The sequence below is a fragment of the Flavobacterium bernardetii genome (genome assembly GCF_011305415.1).
Taxonomy (GTDB): Bacteria; Bacteroidota; Bacteroidia; order Flavobacteriales; family Flavobacteriaceae; genus Flavobacterium; species Flavobacterium bernardetii.
The window spans coordinates 24,615-42,211 of sequence record NZ_JAANOQ010000006.1 but is presented as its reverse complement, the minus strand read 5'-3'; the positions used below and the strand labels follow the sequence as shown (position 1 = coordinate 42,211).

Annotated in this window: 14 protein-coding genes; all 14 read left to right on the top strand. The window is 33.9% G+C overall.

The genetic code is table 11. The features are described 5' to 3' along the window. Positions 1 to 15: 15 nt before the first annotated feature. The 14 genes from nusA to G6N05_RS11230 all read left to right on the top strand — a co-directional run bounded on the left by nusA (position 16) and on the right by G6N05_RS11230 (position 17,564). Positions 16 to 1,257 carry a transcription termination factor NusA gene (nusA, locus tag G6N05_RS11295; protein WP_166129021.1) on the top strand — a complete coding sequence of 414 codons (1,242 nt, stop codon included), beginning with the start codon at positions 16 to 18 and terminating at the stop codon, positions 1,255 to 1,257. Between the two features lie 55 nt (positions 1,258 to 1,312). Then, on the top strand, positions 1,313 to 4,171 hold the full coding sequence (gene infB / locus G6N05_RS11290; RefSeq protein ID WP_166129017.1) for a translation initiation factor IF-2: 2,859 nt from the start codon (positions 1,313 to 1,315) through the stop codon (positions 4,169 to 4,171). Between the two features lie 188 nt (positions 4,172 to 4,359). Beyond that, positions 4,360 to 4,959 (top strand): murein L,D-transpeptidase catalytic domain-containing protein, encoded by a 600-nt coding sequence (locus tag G6N05_RS11285; RefSeq protein WP_166129014.1) that lies wholly within the window; start codon positions 4,360 to 4,362, stop codon positions 4,957 to 4,959. Positions 4,960 to 5,064: 105 nt separating this feature from the next. Then, positions 5,065 to 5,670, top strand: coding sequence for a flavin reductase family protein (locus G6N05_RS11280; RefSeq protein WP_166129010.1), 606 nt, complete (start codon positions 5,065 to 5,067; stop codon positions 5,668 to 5,670). A gap of 2 nt (positions 5,671 to 5,672) precedes the next feature. After that, entirely contained in the window at positions 5,673 to 6,122 is a 450-nt protein-coding gene (locus tag G6N05_RS11275) for an SRPBCC domain-containing protein (protein ID WP_166129007.1), read from the top strand. Positions 6,123 to 6,255: 133 nt separating this feature from the next. Further along, positions 6,256 to 8,592 (top strand): oxidoreductase, encoded by a 2,337-nt coding sequence (locus G6N05_RS11270; RefSeq protein WP_166129004.1) that lies wholly within the window; start codon positions 6,256 to 6,258, stop codon positions 8,590 to 8,592. A 23-nt stretch (positions 8,593 to 8,615) separates the two neighbouring features. Beyond that, a complete protein-coding gene (locus G6N05_RS11265; RefSeq protein WP_166129001.1) occupies positions 8,616 to 8,969 on the top strand; it encodes a four helix bundle protein in 354 nt (117 codons plus the stop codon). 17 nt (positions 8,970 to 8,986) lie between these two features. Continuing rightward, the gene (locus G6N05_RS11260; RefSeq protein WP_166128997.1) at positions 8,987 to 10,567 is read left to right on the top strand and encodes an AMP-binding protein; all 1,581 of its coding nucleotides are present in this window, start codon (positions 8,987 to 8,989) and stop codon (positions 10,565 to 10,567) included. 73 nt (positions 10,568 to 10,640) lie between these two features. Further along, a complete protein-coding gene (locus G6N05_RS11255; protein ID WP_166128994.1) occupies positions 10,641 to 12,809 on the top strand; it encodes a S41 family peptidase in 2,169 nt (722 codons plus the stop codon). A gap of 2 nt (positions 12,810 to 12,811) precedes the next feature. Further along, positions 12,812 to 13,234, top strand: a complete 423-nt coding sequence (locus tag G6N05_RS11250; RefSeq protein ID WP_166128991.1) for an acyl-CoA thioesterase — start codon at positions 12,812 to 12,814, stop codon at positions 13,232 to 13,234. 294 nt (positions 13,235 to 13,528) lie between these two features. Beyond that, positions 13,529 to 14,509, top strand: coding sequence for a carbon-nitrogen hydrolase family protein (locus tag G6N05_RS11245; protein WP_166128987.1), 981 nt, complete (start codon positions 13,529 to 13,531; stop codon positions 14,507 to 14,509). An 11-nt stretch (positions 14,510 to 14,520) separates the two neighbouring features. After that, positions 14,521 to 15,711 (top strand): cupin domain-containing protein, encoded by a 1,191-nt coding sequence (locus tag G6N05_RS11240; RefSeq protein ID WP_225875170.1) that lies wholly within the window; start codon positions 14,521 to 14,523, stop codon positions 15,709 to 15,711. Between the two features lie 92 nt (positions 15,712 to 15,803). Beyond that, a complete protein-coding gene (locus G6N05_RS11235) occupies positions 15,804 to 16,712 on the top strand; it encodes a fumarylacetoacetate hydrolase family protein (RefSeq protein ID WP_166128983.1) in 909 nt (302 codons plus the stop codon). Between the two features lie 102 nt (positions 16,713 to 16,814). Next, positions 16,815 to 17,564: a maleate cis-trans isomerase family protein gene (locus G6N05_RS11230; RefSeq protein WP_317167483.1), complete on the top strand. Its 750-nt coding sequence runs from the start codon at positions 16,815 to 16,817 to the stop codon at positions 17,562 to 17,564. Positions 17,565 to 17,597: the final 33 nt, after the last annotated feature.

The window sequence follows — 17,597 nt, the reverse complement described above, 5'->3', positions numbered from 1 at the left end:
AAAATAAAGCATAACATGGAGAATATTGCATTAATAGATTCATTTTCAGAATTTAAAGACGACAAACTAATCGACAGAGTTACCTTAATGGCAATTTTGGAAGATGTGTTTAGAAATGCGTTAAAAAAGAAATATGGTTCAGATGACAATTTCGATATTATCATTAATCCTGATAAAGGAGACATGGAAATATGGAGAAACCGTGTGGTTGTAGCTGATGAAGATTTAGATTTTGAAAATGAAGAAATCACGTTAACAGAAGCAAGAAAAATCGAGCCAGATTTTGAAATTGGTGAAGAAGTATCTGAAGAAGTTAAATTAATAGATTTAGGAAGAAGAGCAATCTTGGCTTTACGTCAGAACTTAATTTCTAAAATTCATGAACACGATAATACAAATCTTTACAAGCAATTTAAAGATTTAATTGGTGATATTTATACAGCAGAAGTACATCACGTAAGACCTAAAATGGTTGTTTTAATGGATGATGATGGAAATGAAATTATCTTACCAAAAGAAAAACAAATACCAAACGATTTCTTCAAAAAAGGAGAAAACGTAAGAGGAATTATCGAAAGTGTTGAGCTTAAAGGTAATAAACCTCAAATTATTATGTCTAGAACTGCTCCAAGTTTCTTAGAGAAATTATTCGAACAAGAAATTCCAGAAGTTTTTGATGGTTTAATTACAATTAAAAAAGTAGTTCGTATTCCTGGTGAAAAAGCAAAAGTTGCCGTAGATTCTTACGATGACAGAATTGATCCAGTAGGAGCTTGTGTAGGTATGAAAGGTTCACGTATTCACGGAATTGTTCGTGAGTTAGGAAACGAAAATATCGACGTAATTAATTACACACAAAATACACAATTATTTATTACCAGAGCTTTAAGCCCAGCTAAAGTTTCTACAGTAAAAATTGATGAAGAAAATAAAAAAGCAGAAGTTTTCTTAAAAATTGAAGAAGTTTCAAAAGCCATTGGTAGAAACGGACAAAACATTAAATTAGCAAGTCAATTAACTGGATATGAATTAGATGTAATTCGTGAAGGTGTTGTTCAAGAGGAAGATGATGTAGAATTAAGAGAATTTAGCGATGAAATCGAAGAATGGATTATCGAAGAATTTGAAAAAATCGGTTTAGATACAGCAAGAAGTATTGTTGATCAAGATGTAGCTGATTTAGTAAAAAGAACAGATTTAGAAGAAGAAACCATTTTAGATGTAATCAACATTTTAAAAAATGAATTAGATAGCTAATTCAAAATCATATAATAGCAACGCAACAACACAGAAAATTAAGCAAAATACACATATGTCTGAAGAAAGAGTAATACGAATAAGTAAAGTTTTAAAAGAATTCAACATTTCACTAGATAGAGCTGTTGACACCTTAAAAGAAAAGGGTCATAGCATTGAGCACAGTCCCAATGCAAAAGTTTCTCAAGTGGAATTCGACGTCTTGTGCGATATTTTTTCGGCCGATAAGGGAAATAAGGTAGCTTCGAAAGAAGTTGGCGAAGAAAAGAAAAAAGAGAAAGAAGCATTAAAACGTGAAATCGAAAAAGAACTTGAAGTTAAGCGTCTTGCAGAAGAAGAAAGACAAAAACAAGAAGTTATTAAAGCAAGAGCAGTTGTTACCGCTCCTGTTACTTTAGGAAAAATTGATTTGAATCCTAAAAAACAAGAACAACCAAAAGTAGAAAAACCTGTTGTTGCTGAGGAAAAACCTGCTATTGTTCAAGAAAATAATGTTGTTGCAAAAGAAGAAAAACCAGTTGTTGCAGAAAAAACTTCAGACAAACCTGCAGAAACTGTAAAAAAATCTTTTGAAAAACCTAAAGAAGCTCCAGCTAAAGCTGAAGAACCTTCTATTCAACCGCAAGAATTTAATGCTGACGGAACTCCAATTGAAGTAAAGTTAGATACACAATATACTAAGCTTTCAGGAGCAACTTTTACTGGTCAAACGATTGATTTATCTCAATTTAATAAACCTAAGAAAAAGAAAGAAGAGTTTAAAAAACCAGGAACACCTGGAGCTGCAAACAAACCAGGTACGCCAGGAGCTGGCGGAGCAGGAGCTGCAGCCAACAAACGTAAAAGAATTATCAAACCAGGAACTCCAGGTGCTGGAGGAACAGGTGGAAATACTCAAGGCGGTGGTCAAGGTGGTTTCGTGAAAAAACCATACCAAGGCGGACAAGGCGGAGGTGGTTTCAAAAAACCAGGTTTCAACAAAACAACACCAGTTGTGAAAGTGGAGCCAACGGAAGAAGAAGTAAAAAATCAAATTAAAGAAACTTTAGAAAGATTACAAGGAAAAGGTAATAAATCTAAAGCGGCAAAATATAGAAGAGATAAAAGAGATACGCACCGTCAACGTTCAGATGACGATTTAGCACAACAAGATTTAGAAAGCAAAATCCTGAAAGTAACAGAATTCGTTACAGTTGGTGAAATTGCTACAATGATGGATGTGCCAATTACGAAAGTAATCGGAACGTGTATGTCTTTAGGAATCATGGTTACCATGAACCAACGTTTAGATGCAGAAACATTAACAATTGTTGCTGACGAATTTGGTTACGAAATGCAATTTATCACTACAGACATTGAAGAAAATGCCGTAGTTGTTGAAGATACAGAAGAAGAATTAGAATTCAGAGCGCCAATTGTTACAGTAATGGGTCACGTCGATCACGGTAAAACATCTTTACTAGATTATATTCGTAAAGCAAACGTTATTGCTGGAGAATCGGGAGGAATTACACAACATATTGGAGCATACGGAGTAACTTTAGATGGTGGTCAAAAAATCGCTTTCTTAGATACACCAGGTCACGAAGCCTTTACGGCGATGCGTGCTCGTGGTGCTCAAGTTACCGATATTGCTATTATTGTAGTGGCAGCGGATGATGACATCATGCCTCAAACAAAAGAAGCAATCTCTCACGCTCAAGCAGCTGGAGTTCCAATGATCTTCGCTATTAACAAAGTGGATAAACCAAATGCGAATCCAGAAAAAATTAAAGAACAATTAGCAGGTATGAATTTACTTGTTGAAGATTGGGGTGGAAAATACCAATCTCATGATATTTCGGCTAAATTCGGACAAGGAGTTCCAGAATTGTTAGAAAAAGTATTGTTAGAAGCGGAAGTTTTAGAACTTAAAGCTAATCCAAATAAACCAGCACAAGGAACTGTTGTGGAAGCACAATTAGATAAAGGTCGTGGTTATGTATCTACTATTTTAGTACAAGCCGGAACTTTGAAAATTGGTGACTATATGTTAGCGGGTAAAAATCATGGTAAAATTCGTGCCATGTTTGATGAAAGAGGAAACAGTATTAAAGTGGCTGGTCCATCAACACCTGTATCAGTATTAGGTTTAGACGGAGCGCCAACAGCTGGAGATAAATTTAATGTTTACGAAGACGAAAGAGAAGCAAAACAAATTGCAACAAAACGTGCACAATTAGCGCGTGAACAATCGGTTCGTACACAAAAGCATATTACGCTTTCAGAAATTGGTCGTCGTATTGCATTAGGTCAATTTAAAGAATTAAACATTATCCTTAAAGGAGACGTGGATGGTTCGGTTGAAGCTTTATCTGATTCGTTCTCTAAATTATCAACAGAAGAAATTCAAATTAATATCATTCATAAAGGAGTTGGAGCGATTACAGAATCTGACGTATTATTAGCTTCTGCTTCTGATGCGATTATTATCGGATTTAACGTTCGTCCTGCTGGAAATGCGAAAGCCTTAGCTGACAAAGAAGAAATCGATATCCGTAACTATTCTATTATTTACGCGGCAATTGACGACTTAAAAGACGCAATGGAAGGAATGCTTTCTCCAGAATTGAAAGAAGAAATTACAGGTACTGCAGAAATTAGAGAATTATTCAAAGTTTCTAAAGTTGGTACAATTGCTGGATGTATGATTACAGATGGTAAAGTAATCCGTAACAACAGAATCCGATTAATTAGAGAAGGTGTTGTTATCTTCACTGGAGAGTTAGTAGCTTTAAAACGTTTCAAAGACGATGTAAAAGAAGTTTCTAAAGGATACGATTGTGGTATGCAAATTAAAGGATACAACGATATCAAAGAATACGATATCATTGAAAGTTTCCACGAAATTGAAATCAAAAAGAAATTGAAATAATATTTTGATATAACTTAAAAGTCCCAATTAAAATTGGGACTTTTTTTATTCTCCTCTTTTAGATAGCTTGTCCCGTATTTGAACGGGAGGTGTCCAAAGGGTGGGGTGTTTTTTATTGCGAAATTCAGTTTGATTTTTCAAACAAATACTAAAAATCAATTTTCTTCGTTATTTCACAAAAACTAACAATGAATTATATTAAAATATTCCTATTAGCAGTCTTATTTCTTTCTTGCCAAAAGGAAACACCTAAATTAGAAATTAAACCAAAAGACTATACCTCTTATGTCAAAGAAGCAAATGCTTATGTGAAAAAGAATAACCTCAATCAAAACAAATTTATATTGATCGATTTAGATGTACATTCTGGTTTAAAGCGCTTCTTTGTTTACGATTTAAAAAATAAAACCAGAACTAAATCCTATATGGTAAGTCACGGTTGTGGTGATCATATGTGGAGTTGGACCTCAAGCAAAGAAAATGCGCCAATTTCAAATGAACCCGATTCACATTGCTCTTCCATTGGGAAATATGTGATTAGTTCTCGTGGTGTAAGTCAGTGGGGAATTAAAGTCAATTACCTTTTAATCGGAAAAGATAAAACCAACTCCAACGCCGTAAAACGCGCAATTGTATTGCATTCTTGGGAGAAAATCACATCTGAAGAAGTGTATCCAAAAGGCACACCTGAAGGTTGGGGCTGCCCAGCTGTTTCAAATGAAAGTATGAAGGAAATTGATGCGCTTCTGAAAGCCAACAAAAACATGCTGATGTGGATAATTAAATAATTTAAATATCACTCAAATTCTTTACATATTCAGATAATTTTAAACCAAAAAAAATATAATTATTATTATTTTTAACTTATTTTTGAGGATACTAAAAACTCAAAAATGCAATTCGATATTCAAAATACAGAATCTTCGGCTTTATATAAATTATTAACAGGCACGGTCATTCCACGCCCTATCGCTTGGGTTTCAACTGTTGATAGTTTTGGAAATAACAATTTAGCGCCGTTTTCATTTTTTAATGTAGTAAGTGAAGATCCGCCACATGTTATGTTTTCCACTGTTCGAACCGGAAACAAAAACAAAGACACCTTAAATAATATCATCCTAAACAAACAGTTTGTTGTCAATTTGGTAACTGAAGATGTAGTGGAACAAATGAACACTACTTCCCAAAGTGTAGCTTCAGATGTGGATGAATTCGAATTAGCAAACGTAACGCCAATTGATTCAATATATATCAAACCAAAACGTGTCAAAGAAAGTTTAGTACATTTTGAATGCGAAATGGTGCATCATTATTTTATCGAAAACCATCAAAATGGTGGCGCTTGTATTATCATCGGAAAAATAATTACCATGCATATTGACGATTCTATTCTACAAGAAAATCACAGAATCAACTTAGAGACTTACAAACCAGTTGCGCGTTTAGCAGGTTCAAATTATTCCAAACTTGGAGAGATTTTTTCAATCAAAAGAGGATAGTTATGGAAAAGTTAGAAATAAACTGTGCAATGCAAATTCAAAAACCAATTCACGAAGTTTTTGAAGCAATCATCCTTCCTGAAAAAATGTCTAATTATTTCATTTCTCAGAGCACAGGAATTATGGAAGAAGGAAAAAATCTAATTTGGAAGTTTCCTGAATTCGATATTGAATGTCCCATTAAAGTTCAGAAAATCGAAAAAGATAAATACATTTCTTTTTATTGGGAAAACTCAGGCGTCGATTTACTAGTAGAAATCACCCTTTCGGAAAAAGAAAACAATTCTACTTTAGTTTCAATTTCAGAAAAAAGCATGGAGAATAATGAAGCCGGATTAAAATGGCTATCCGGAAATTCATTCGGTTGGTCTAATTTTTTAGCATGCCTAAAAGCCTATTTAGAATATAACATCAATTTACGTAAAGGCGCATTTGATTTTATGAAAAAGTAAAAATAAGAAACATTGATTTTAAGAATTAATATGATTTCTCGAATCTATGTTCCAAAATATATAAACAATATAAAATTGCGGTCACCAACGTTTATACTTTAGTAAATCTGTTTTATCCGCGTACCAAAAAAATATGAAAATAGCAGTAATTGGTGGTGGTCCTGGCGGACTATATTTTTCGATATTAACCAAAAAAGCAATGCCACATTGCCAAATCGATGTGTACGAACGCAACAAGCCAGACGATAGTTTTGGATTTGGTGTGGTTTTCTCAGATGAAACTTTGGGTGAATTCTTAAAACGCGACATGCAATCCTATGAATTAATTCGAAGCAAGTTTGCTTATTGGGACGATATTATTATTGCTCGTGATGGGGAAGAGGTTAGTATTGCAGGAAATGGATTTTGCGGTTGTTCCAGAAAAACACTTTTGCAATTGTTACAACAACGCTGTAAAGAAGAAGGCGTGAATTTGCATTTCGAACAAAACGTAGATGATATTTCTCTCTTCGAAAACGCTGATATCGTTATCGCTTCAGACGGAATTGGAAGTAGTATTCGTACCAAATATGAAAAGGAGTTCGGGACAAAAATCGTAATGAAAAAAAACCGTTTCGTTTGGTTAGGTTCTACAAAACCTTTAGACGCTTTTACGTATTTTTTCAGAAATACCGAACATGGTTTAATCGTAGCCCATTCGTACCAATACCAAGAAGGAATGAGTACCTGGATTTTTGAATGTTCTGATGAAACTTGGCGAAAACATGGTTTCGAAGTCACCAACGAAGCAGATACTATTGCCAAAATTTCAGAAATATTTGCAGCTGAATTAGACGGTCATCCACTAATTTCAAATAAATCACATTGGCGCCAATTTCCGCACGTAACCAACGAAAATTGGTATCATAAAAATATCGTTTTATTAGGCGATGCCAAAGCGACAGCGCATTATTCTATCGGTTCTGGAACGAAATTAGCGATGGATTCAGCTATCGGATTATCTGATGCTGTAATCGCAAATCCAAAAGATGTGCAAGCTGCTTTCCAACAATATGATAAAACGCGTAGAAATACAGTTGAAATGATTCAATATGCGGCTTTAGTCTCGTTAGATTGGTTCGAAAACATGAACCGTCATAACCAACATCCATTTTATCAATTCGCATTCGGATGCATGACGCGTGCTAAAAAAGTAACTTTCGAAAACTTACGCTTGCGCGATAAATCTTTCACAGATAAAGTTTTAAATGAATTTAACCAACAATTGTTGGCTTCGAGTGCCTCAGCCAACAATTTAAAGCAAAACACGTTGCTTGAGGCTCTCGAAGGCAAAAGTGCTGCTTTCACGCCTTTCCAACTTCGAAACTTACAATTGCAAAACCGAATTGTAATGGCGCCAATGGGACAATATGCCGCAGTAAACGGATTGGTAAACGATTGGCATTTTCAACATTATACGTCAAGAGCAGTTGGAGGTTTAAGTTTGATTTTAACAGAAATGACCGCCATTTCAGAAACAGGAAGAATTACAGAAGGCTGTGCCGGAATTTATAACGAAAATCAAATTAAAGAATGGAAACGAATTAACGATTTCATTCATCAACATACACAAACAAAAATCGGAATGCAATTAGGGCATTCTGGAAGAAAAGGCGCGACAAAAAAACCATGGGAAGAAAGTTTTACTGGTACAAGTTGGGATTTACTTTCTGCTTCTGCGATTCCTTTTAATGAGAATTCAAATACGCCAAAAGCAATGACTTTAGCGGACATGGATTTGATTACTTCACAATTCGTTCAAGCTACAAAAAATGCCAATGATGCCAATTTTGATATGATCGAATTGCAAGCACATCACGGATTTTTATTAGCGTCTTTCCTATCTCCATTAACGAATGCCAGAACAGATGAATTCGGAGGAAGCATCGAAAACAGATTAAAGTTTCCATTACAAGTTTTCACCGAAATGCGAAACGCGTTTCCAAAAGAAAAACCCATGTCGGTTCGAATTTCAGCAACAGATTGGACAGATAACGGAATTTCAGAAGATGATGTTATCATAATTGCCACTGCTTTCAAAAATGCTGGAGCTGATATAATAAACGTTTCGACCGGAAATACAGTTGCCAATCAAAAACCACAAACAGGAAGAATGTGGCAAACGCCTTTTTCTGATACAGTAAGAAATACCATTCATATCCCAACGATAACTGCTGGATACATTCAAGATATAGATCAAATTAATACGATTATTTTAAACGGTCGTGCCGATTTAGTAGCGTTAGGAAGACCTTTATTATTAGATGCGAATTTTGTGAGAAATGCGCAAGCCTACGAACAATTTCAAGCTACTGATATTCCAAATTCATACAAAATGGGAATTTCGCATTTGTATCCATTCAAAGCTTCAGAAAGAAAACAAACGGAAGGAATGAAAAAAGCATTAAAACCGAAAAGTAATAAAAAATAATTACGAATTGAAAATTACGAATTATGAAAAATGACAATGTCGTTCAAATAAAAAGTTATGCTTTTGCAGTTCGAATTATTAAAGTTTTTAAATATTTATCGGAACAGAAAAAGGAGTTTGTTTTGAGTAAACAACTTTTGAGATGTGGCACTTCAATTGGAGCTAATATAGAAGAGGCAATTGGAGGGCAGTCTAGTAAAGATTTTTTTGCAAAATTGACTATCTCTTATAAGGAAGCTCGTGAAACTCATTATTGGATTAGATTATTAAAAGATACAAATTATTTGTCGGTTGAAGAAGCTGATAGTTTGTTAAAAGATGTTGATGAATTATTGAGAATAATTGGTTCTATCCAAAAAACAATTCGTAATTCATAATTTAAAATTCGTAATTAATGTTAGACAATTTTGCACATATAAGCTTACCTAATCTGGATGTACAACCAGAATATAAATTCTTGGATTTGCCACAATTCAACCGACCAGAAATGTTCAATTGTGTGGAAAAATTACTCGATAATCATATTGCTGAAGGTCGAGGAAATAGTATTTGTATTCGTACTTTTGAGGAAACTTGGACGTATCAAGATTTGTATGAAAAAGCCAATCAAATTGCACATGTTTTGGTGGACGATTTAGGTATGCAATCTGGAAATCGTGTTTTATTTCGTTCTGCAAATAACCCAATGATGGTTGCATGTTGGTTCGCTGTGTTAAAAGCGGGCGGAATTGTAGTCGCAACTATGCCTTTATTACGTTCGAAAGAATTAACAACCGTAATAGATTGCGCCGAAATTTCTCACGCCTTTTGCGATAGCGATTTAGCCGAAGAAATGAATTTGGCCAAATCCGATTTTCTAAAAAAAGTAAGTTTCTACAGAAATTCAGATTTAGAAAAGTTGATGGAATCAAAACCAAAAACCTTTCATAATTACCATGCAAAATCTGATTCGGTAGCTTTAATTGGTTTCACTTCTGGAACAACAGGTTTACCAAAAATGACGGCGCATTACCACAAAGATATTTTAAATATTTGCGAAGCTTTTCCTCAATATGCTTTACAACCGACACAAAATGATGTTTTCACTGGAAGTCCGCCACTTGGATTTACATTCGGATTAGGCGGATTAGTTTTGTTTCCCATGTATTTCGGCGCTTCCACTTTCTTAATCGAAAAACCAAGTCCTGATTTGCTTTTGAAAGCGATTCAAGATTATAAAATCACTATTTGTTTTACAGCTCCTACGGCTTGGCGAATTATCACTACAAAAGTCAACGATTTTGATGTTTCAAGTCTTCGAAAATGTGTTTCTGCTGGTGAAACCTTACCCTTAAAAGTTTGGCAAGATTGGTACGAAGCCACTGGATTAAAAATTATTGATGGAATTGGAGCTACAGAAATGCTACATATTTTCATTTCTTCCAATGAAGAAAATAGGAAACCTGGCGCAACGGGATTAGCCGTAACTGGATATGAAGCTAAAATTATTGATGCAAAAGGGAACGAATTACCCAGAAATGAAGCTGGAAGATTAGCAGTTCGCGGCATCACAGGTTGTAAATATTTAAACCGAGAAGACAAACAAAGAGAATATGTAGAAAACGGCTGGAACATCACTGGCGATATTTTCCGTCAAGACGAAGAAGGGTATTTCTATTTTGTAGCACGTGGCGATGACATGATTATTTCTTCTGGTTATAATATTGCGGCAATTGAAGTAGAATCCGTACTTTTAACTCATGAAGCTATTTTAGAATGTGCCGTTGTCGGTTTGCCCGATGAGGAACGCGGCATGTTAGTTTGCGCTCATATCGTTTTAAAAGAACAACATAATAAAGGTGACGAATTGAAAACGGAGATTCAAAACTGGTTTAAAAATAATGCGGCACCATACAAATATCCGAGAATGATAAATTTTGTGGAAGCTTTACCTAAAACAGAAACAGGAAAAATTCAACGATTTAAATTGAAATAAATACGATGTTAGTCTGAGCTTGTCGAAGACTCAATAATAAAAGAAACATGAACTATTTTATAAAACAGTTAAAATGAAAATTATATTCAGCATAAATTTATTTTTTATAGCAATATTTGCTTTTGGACAAACAACTTTTCAATCACAAAAAGTAGAAGATTTTGCAAAATTATATGGAGTGGTTCGGTATTTTCACCCAAGTGACGAATCTGCAAAAATAGATTGGAAAGCTTTTGCGGTCTATGGCGTAAAAGAAATTAACAAGGCAAAGAATCAAGAAGAATTCGAACAAAAGTTAAAAGATTTATTTTTACCAATAGCTCCCTCAATTTCATTCCATGGTGATTACTACAAATGGGATAAAAACTTAAAGTATCCTGTGTATTGGGAGCATAGAGGATTGGGTGTTGACAGTCAAAAAAAAAATTACAAAAGTGAACGTTTTAATAAGAGTTCATCTGAAAAAAGCTTTAAGGCAGTAGCAATTAATATAAATGAAAATTCTTTAAAAGGAAAGAAAATCAAACTAGTTTATGAATCACAAACAAAGGAAGGAAAAGCATATTGCTATCTAAAATTGTTAGATAGTAATAAAAAATCTTTAAAATTTGCCACTCATCAAAATAGTCCCGTAGTTTCTGACACATGGGAACTAAGAGAATTATTTATAGATGGGTTAAATGATTTTTACAAATTGAGTGTTGGTTTAGTTGCAGACGAAGGTAATTGCAGTTTTAGAAATCTTAAACTCTATTTTGAAAACTCAAAAAATAACTGGGAAGAAATAAAACTACCTGCTTTCGATAATAAGGAATGGTATTCAATTAAAAAAGCTCAGTTTAATGTGGTTAAAAGTGAAATTACTATATTAAATCAAACTGACCAAATTAATCAATTGAAGAATACAGATATTACAATCAATTGGGATAAATATTATACTGTCAAGTTATCTAATGATGTTAATGTTGTTGTGCCTATTGTTGTATATGCAAATGAAACTAATACCCTACCTATAAGTAATATAGTTGATTTTAAAAAATTAAAACAATCAATTGAAACTACAAATACAACAGAATTTAATCAAGAAATTTCAGTTGCAAATATTATTATAATTTGGAATATTTTTAAGCATTTTTATCCATATCAAAATGAAGTTGTTCTTGACTGGAACAAAGTTTTACAAAACGGAACTAAAGATGCTTATGATGATAAAGATGGAGCACAACACAAACTTACTCTTGAGAAGTTTACGGAGAACTTTAAAGATGCACATATAAATATTTTTAGTAAATCCGAATTGTTAGTAAATAATTCCTATTCCTCTCCAATAAGTTTCAGATGGGTTGGTGAGAAATTAGTAGTTAAAGATGTAATGAAAGATTATGATGGCAAATTAAAGAAAGGAGATGTCATCAATGAAATTAACAATAAACCAACAGCCTTTGTTTTAGACAGTGTTTCACAATATATTTCAGGTTCTAAGCAATGGAAAAAATGGGTTGCAATTAGAAGAATTAATCGAGGAGCAGAAAATACATCATTGCTTTTAAAGAATGAAAACAATCTTCTTTTTGATTTGAAGCGAAATATTAAATTCAAAGACAATAAAGACTTTTTTGAAAGAGAGGGAAAAAAAGGATTTGAGGAAATAAATAAAGATATCTATTATATTAATCATGAAAAATTGAATGCTGGTATTGTCGATTCTTTAATACCAATAATTAATAAGCATAAAGGTTTAATAATTGATTTAAGAGGTTATGCTTTTAATGATCAGGAGCATAGTATATTAAGTTATACTTCCATCGTTGATACAACAAAATGGTTGTGTCCTGCAAAAATTTATACTCCGGATTACTCTAATATTGAAGAAGATTGTTCAGGTCATAAATTAAATACGTATAAAGCAAATACGTTTCTAAAAACTAAAAATGTGTTACTTGTAGACGAAAGAAGTATTAGTAATACTGAAATGTTAGCACAAGTAGTCAAACATTATAAAATAGCAACTATCTTAGGTCGTCCAACAGCAGGGGCAAATGGAAACATTAATGAAATAAATTTACTTAACGGATTTAAAGTGATATTTACAGGCATGAAGGTTAAAAACCCTGATGGTAGTCAATTTCATTCGATCGGAGTTATACCAGATGTTTTAGTAAAAGAAACTGTTGAAGATATTAAACAAGGAAGAGATTCTTTTATGGAGAAAGCAATAGAAGTATTAAATAAAGAAATTTAGTAATGAAAAACTATTTCACAAAACAAGAAAAAATACGTTTCAAACACATCGATTACGCCGGAATTGTTTTCTATCCACGTTTTCTAGAAATGCTAAATGATTTAGTAGAAGATTGGTTTGAAGAAGCTTTAGACAGACCGTTTTCAAAAATGCACGAAACTAACGGTATTCCAACCGTAGATTTAAAAGTGCAGTTCAAAAACGCCGCTAGAATTGGTGAAACATTATCCAAAAAATTGTGGGTTGCGGAATTAAAATCGTCATCAATCGTATGCGGATTTCAATTCACCAATCAAGAAGATAAAACCGTTTTAGAAGGTGAAGTCACTTTAGTGAACGTAAAAATTCAGGAAGACAGACAAAGTATTAAAGCAGAACCTTTTAATGAGGAAATGAAAGAAAAAATTTCAAAATATATAGTATAACAACACAGATTAAAGAAATCTGAGAAATCCACACAGATTAATTTTTAAAATTTCTTAAATTTCTCCAATCAGTGTTTCAAAATAAAATCAGCAATTATCCGCGTTTGCAAAGTAATCCGTTTCATCCGCGTACCAAAAAAATCGAATTATAAAAGAATTAAAATAATACTTAATTAAGGAATCTAAAAAATTATAATAATTTCTCAAATTTCTTAAATCTGTGTTCCAAAAAAATCAGCAATTATCAGCGTTTGCAATGCAATCCGTTTCATCCGCGTACCAAAATAATAAAATATGGACTTTAAAAAATTCAAAGCAGCCACCGTTCAAACATCTCCTGTTTTTCTAAACGTAGAAAAAACAGTTGAAAAAGCGATTACATTTATCAAAGAAGCGAGTCAAAATGGCGCGCAATTGATTGCTTTTCCTGAAGTATTTGTAGCGGGTTATCCGTATTGGAATTGGATCATGACGCCTGTTCAAGGAAGTAAATGGTATGAAAAACTATACAAATGTTCGGTGAAAACTGATGATGAAGCGATGCAACCTTTGTTTCAAGCGGCAAAAGAACATAACATTCATATCGTTATCGGAATTAACGAACGTGGAGATTCTTACGGTGAAATTTACAACACCAATTTAATCATCGATAACAATGGAATCTTAATTGGAAAACACAGAAAGTTAGTGCCAACTTGGGCAGAAAAACTTACGTGGACTTCAGGAGATGGTTCTTCATTAAAAGTATATAATACAGAAATCGGTCCAATTGGAACGTTAGCTTGTGGAGAAAACACAAATACTTTAGCACGATTCACATTACTTTCTCAAGGGGAATTAATTCACATTGCGAATTATATATCCTTACCAGTTGCACCACCAGATTATAATATGGCGGAAGCAATAAAAATTCGTGCCGCAGCACATTCTTTTGAAGGGAAATTGTTTACGATTGTTTCGTGTTCAACCGTTTCTAAAGAAATTATGGATGCCTTAAAAGAAGATGTTCCAAATGTGGAAGAATTACTTACTCGTAAAAATTCTGCTTTTTCTGGATTTATTGGTCCAAATGGCGCTGTAATCGGAGAGCCATTAATTGACGACGAAGGAATGGTTTACGCGGATATCGATTTAGAAAAATGCATCCAACCAAAACAAATGCACGATATTCTCGGACATTATAACAGATTTGATATTTTTGATTTGAGAGTCAACATCGCACCAACTCGAAAAATTACGTTTATCGACAATCACGAGGAATTTAATAAAAAATAGTCAAAAGTTGAATGTCAAAAGAGAAAAGTCACATTCACTCTTTAGACTTTAAGACTTTAGACTTTAAGACTTTAGACTTTAAGACAAAAAATATGGAAGATAAATTTTCAGATGACCAAATTGGTCGCGCCAGAGTACAAGATTCGCCAGAATTAGTTGCGTATTATAAAGAATTAGAAACACTTGGCGCTGGTGCATTATGGACAGTTGCCAACGACATTGAGCCTTGGGAACCCAGAAGTTCATCGGTTCCAATGCTTTGGAAATATGACGATTTACGCGAATTAGTGCTTAAATCATCTGAACTAGTTACACCAGAGCAAGCCGGAAGACGTGTCGTCTATTTAGTAAACGACAAACGTAAAGATGTTTCGGCAGCTGTAGGTTGGTTGTATACTGGAATTCAAGTCACTCGTCCTGGAGAAAGTACTTCGGCGCATCGTCATCGTGCTTCTGCTTTGCGTTTCATTATGGAAGGTGACAAAGGTTATACCGTTGTCGATGGAAATAAAATTATGTTGGAAGTCAACGATTTTGTGATTACTCCCAATTCAACTTGGCACGAACATGGTGTGGAAGAAAGTGGAAAAACCTGTATTTGGCAAGATGGTTTAGATATTCCTTTAGTGAATGCTTTAGAAGCAAATGATTATGCAGTTTATGATGGCAAACAACCTTTAGTTAATCCATTGAATTATTCTCCAATCGTTTATGGTTGTGCCGGATTAATTCCAGCGGATAAAACTTGGGACAAACCCTATTCGCCATTATTCAAATATTCTTGGAAAAATGTTTATCCATCACTTTTAGAAACACAAAAAGTAACGGAAGTCAATCCATTTGATGGTATTTTTATGCAATATTCGAATCCATTAACTGGCGGTCACGTCATGCAAACGATGGGAGCAGCCATGCAATTATTACCAGCTGGTTTTAAAGGTAAAGCGCATAAACACACAGGTTCAGTCGTATATCAATGTGCGAAAGGAAAAGGTTTTTCAATTATTAACGGAAAACGTTTCGATTGGAAAGAAAGAGATATTTTCTGCGTACCTTCTTGGGCTTGGCATGAACATCACAATTTATCGGAAACGGAAGATGCTTGCTTATTTCAATTCAACGATTTACCAGTAATTGAAAGTTTAGGTTTATTCCAATCCAGAGAATTAGAAGAAAATAACGGACATCAACAATTGCAATAACAATATCAACTTCAAAAAAATCAATAATTAATATAAAAAACATTGCGAACTTTGCGTAAATCCTTGCGCTCTTTGCGGTTAAATACATTAACATGAAACTACTTACTTACAAAACACAAGACACCGAACCAAGATTAGGTTTTTTACATAACAATCAAGTTGTGGATATGGAAGATTTTGGAGAAATTTCTAACTTCCCATTACCAAATGATATGTTGGATTTAATTGATATGGGATTTGAAATTATTGCTGAAATCACAGAATTAATTTCGGAAACAGAAGCTAGTTTCTTTGAAGAAATCTCTTATGAATTAGACCAAGTAACTTTCTTAGCACCAATCGAAAAACCAAGAAAAAACATCATCGGAATTGGTTTAAATTACACCGAACACGTAGCAGAAAGTGCTCGTGGCTTAGATACAACAGGGAAATTACCTGAAAAACCAATTATTTTCTCGAAACCACCAACAACAGTTACAGGAACGAATACGGAGATTATTAAAAACACTAAATTAACTTCTCAATTAGATTGGGAATGTGAATTAGCGGTTGTTATCAGTAAAAAAGGGAAATATGTTGCTAAAGAAGATGCTTTAGATTACGTTTTCGGATACACTGTAATTAATGATATTTCTGCACGTGATTGTCGTAGAGAAGGACAATGGATTGTTTCGAAAGGACAAGATACGTTTGCGCCAATGGGTCCGGTTTTAGTGACTAGAGATGAAATTGAAAATCCACACAACTTAAATTTAACGTTAAAAGTTAATGGTGTAGAGAAACAGAGTTCTAACACTAAATTTATGTTATTCAATATCAATGATTTGATTGAAGATTTAAGTATCGTTTTCACTTTAGAACCAGGAGATATTATCGCAACAGGAACACCAGCAGGAGTAGGAGCTGGAAGAAATCCACAAGAATGGATGTATGATGGCGATGTGGTTGAGGCAACTGTAGAAGGAATTGGTACGATTGTAAATACGATTAAAGAAATATAAATTATTACACAGAGCTTCACAGAGTAGGACACAAAGTAGCACAAAATTTTTTGTGAATCTCTGAGTAAACTTTGTGAATCTCTGCGGAACAAAACATAAACAATGAAAAAATACAGAATAGGACAAATAGTTCCATCATCAAACGTAACGATGGAAACCGAAATACCAGCCATTTTTCGTTCACGCGAAACCATTTTGCCAGAGCGTTTTACGTTTCATAGTAGTAGAATGCGTATGAAAAAAGTGACCAAAGAAGAATTGGAAGCTATGGACGCGATGAGTTTAAAATGTGCCCAAGAATTGTCAGATGCGCACGTAGATGTGATGGGTTATGCCTGTTTAGTTGCGATTATGAGTATGGGTCGTGGATATCATTGTGTTTCGGAAGTGAATTTACACCAAGAAACTGTGGCTAACGATTTTCCAACGCCAATTGTAACTTCAGCTGGTGCTTTAATTAATGGTTTAAAGGTTTTAGGTGCGAAACAAATTTCAATCATCACACCTTATATGCGACCTTTAACAGATATGGTTGTGGATTATATCGAAAATCAAGGGATAAAAGTGAAACAAAGTATTGCTTTAGAAATTCCTGATAATTTAGAGGTTGCGGCTCAAAATCCTTTGAATTTATTGGAAATTTATAAACAATTAGATTTAACTGATGTGGATGTTTTGGTGGCTTCGGCTTGTGTACAAATGCCATCTTTAGAAGCTATTGATTTAATTCAAGCGGAATGTGGAATTCCCGTAACTTCTGCAGCCGTTTGTACCACTTATGAAATGATGAAAAAACTTGGTATCGAACCAAAATCTGCTATTGGTGGTGAATTGTTAAACGGAAAATATTAGCACATAATCTTGTAATATTTTTTTAAAGAAAGG

Excerpts from the sequence above, each read along its gene's own strand:
- nusA (WP_166129021.1), top strand. The coding sequence starts at position 16 with ATGGAGAATATTGCATTAATAGATTCATTTTCAGAATTTAAAGACGAC.
- infB (WP_166129017.1), top strand. The coding sequence starts at position 1,313 with ATGTCTGAAGAAAGAGTAATACGAATAAGTAAAGTTTTAAAAGAATTC.
- G6N05_RS11285 (WP_166129014.1), top strand. The coding sequence starts at position 4,360 with ATGAATTATATTAAAATATTCCTATTAGCAGTCTTATTTCTTTCTTGC.
- G6N05_RS11280 (WP_166129010.1), top strand. The coding sequence starts at position 5,065 with ATGCAATTCGATATTCAAAATACAGAATCTTCGGCTTTATATAAATTA.
- G6N05_RS11275 (WP_166129007.1), top strand. The coding sequence starts at position 5,673 with ATGGAAAAGTTAGAAATAAACTGTGCAATGCAAATTCAAAAACCAATT.
- G6N05_RS11270 (WP_166129004.1), top strand. The coding sequence starts at position 6,256 with ATGAAAATAGCAGTAATTGGTGGTGGTCCTGGCGGACTATATTTTTCG.
- G6N05_RS11265 (WP_166129001.1), top strand. The coding sequence starts at position 8,616 with ATGAAAAATGACAATGTCGTTCAAATAAAAAGTTATGCTTTTGCAGTT.
- G6N05_RS11260 (WP_166128997.1), top strand. The coding sequence starts at position 8,987 with ATGTTAGACAATTTTGCACATATAAGCTTACCTAATCTGGATGTACAA.
- G6N05_RS11255 (WP_166128994.1), top strand. The coding sequence starts at position 10,641 with ATGAAAATTATATTCAGCATAAATTTATTTTTTATAGCAATATTTGCT.
- G6N05_RS11250 (WP_166128991.1), top strand. The coding sequence starts at position 12,812 with ATGAAAAACTATTTCACAAAACAAGAAAAAATACGTTTCAAACACATC.
- G6N05_RS11245 (WP_166128987.1), top strand. The coding sequence starts at position 13,529 with ATGGACTTTAAAAAATTCAAAGCAGCCACCGTTCAAACATCTCCTGTT.
- G6N05_RS11240 (WP_225875170.1), top strand. The coding sequence starts at position 14,521 with ATGTCAAAAGAGAAAAGTCACATTCACTCTTTAGACTTTAAGACTTTA.
- G6N05_RS11235 (WP_166128983.1), top strand. The coding sequence starts at position 15,804 with ATGAAACTACTTACTTACAAAACACAAGACACCGAACCAAGATTAGGT.
- G6N05_RS11230 (WP_317167483.1), top strand. The coding sequence starts at position 16,815 with ATGAAAAAATACAGAATAGGACAAATAGTTCCATCATCAAACGTAACG.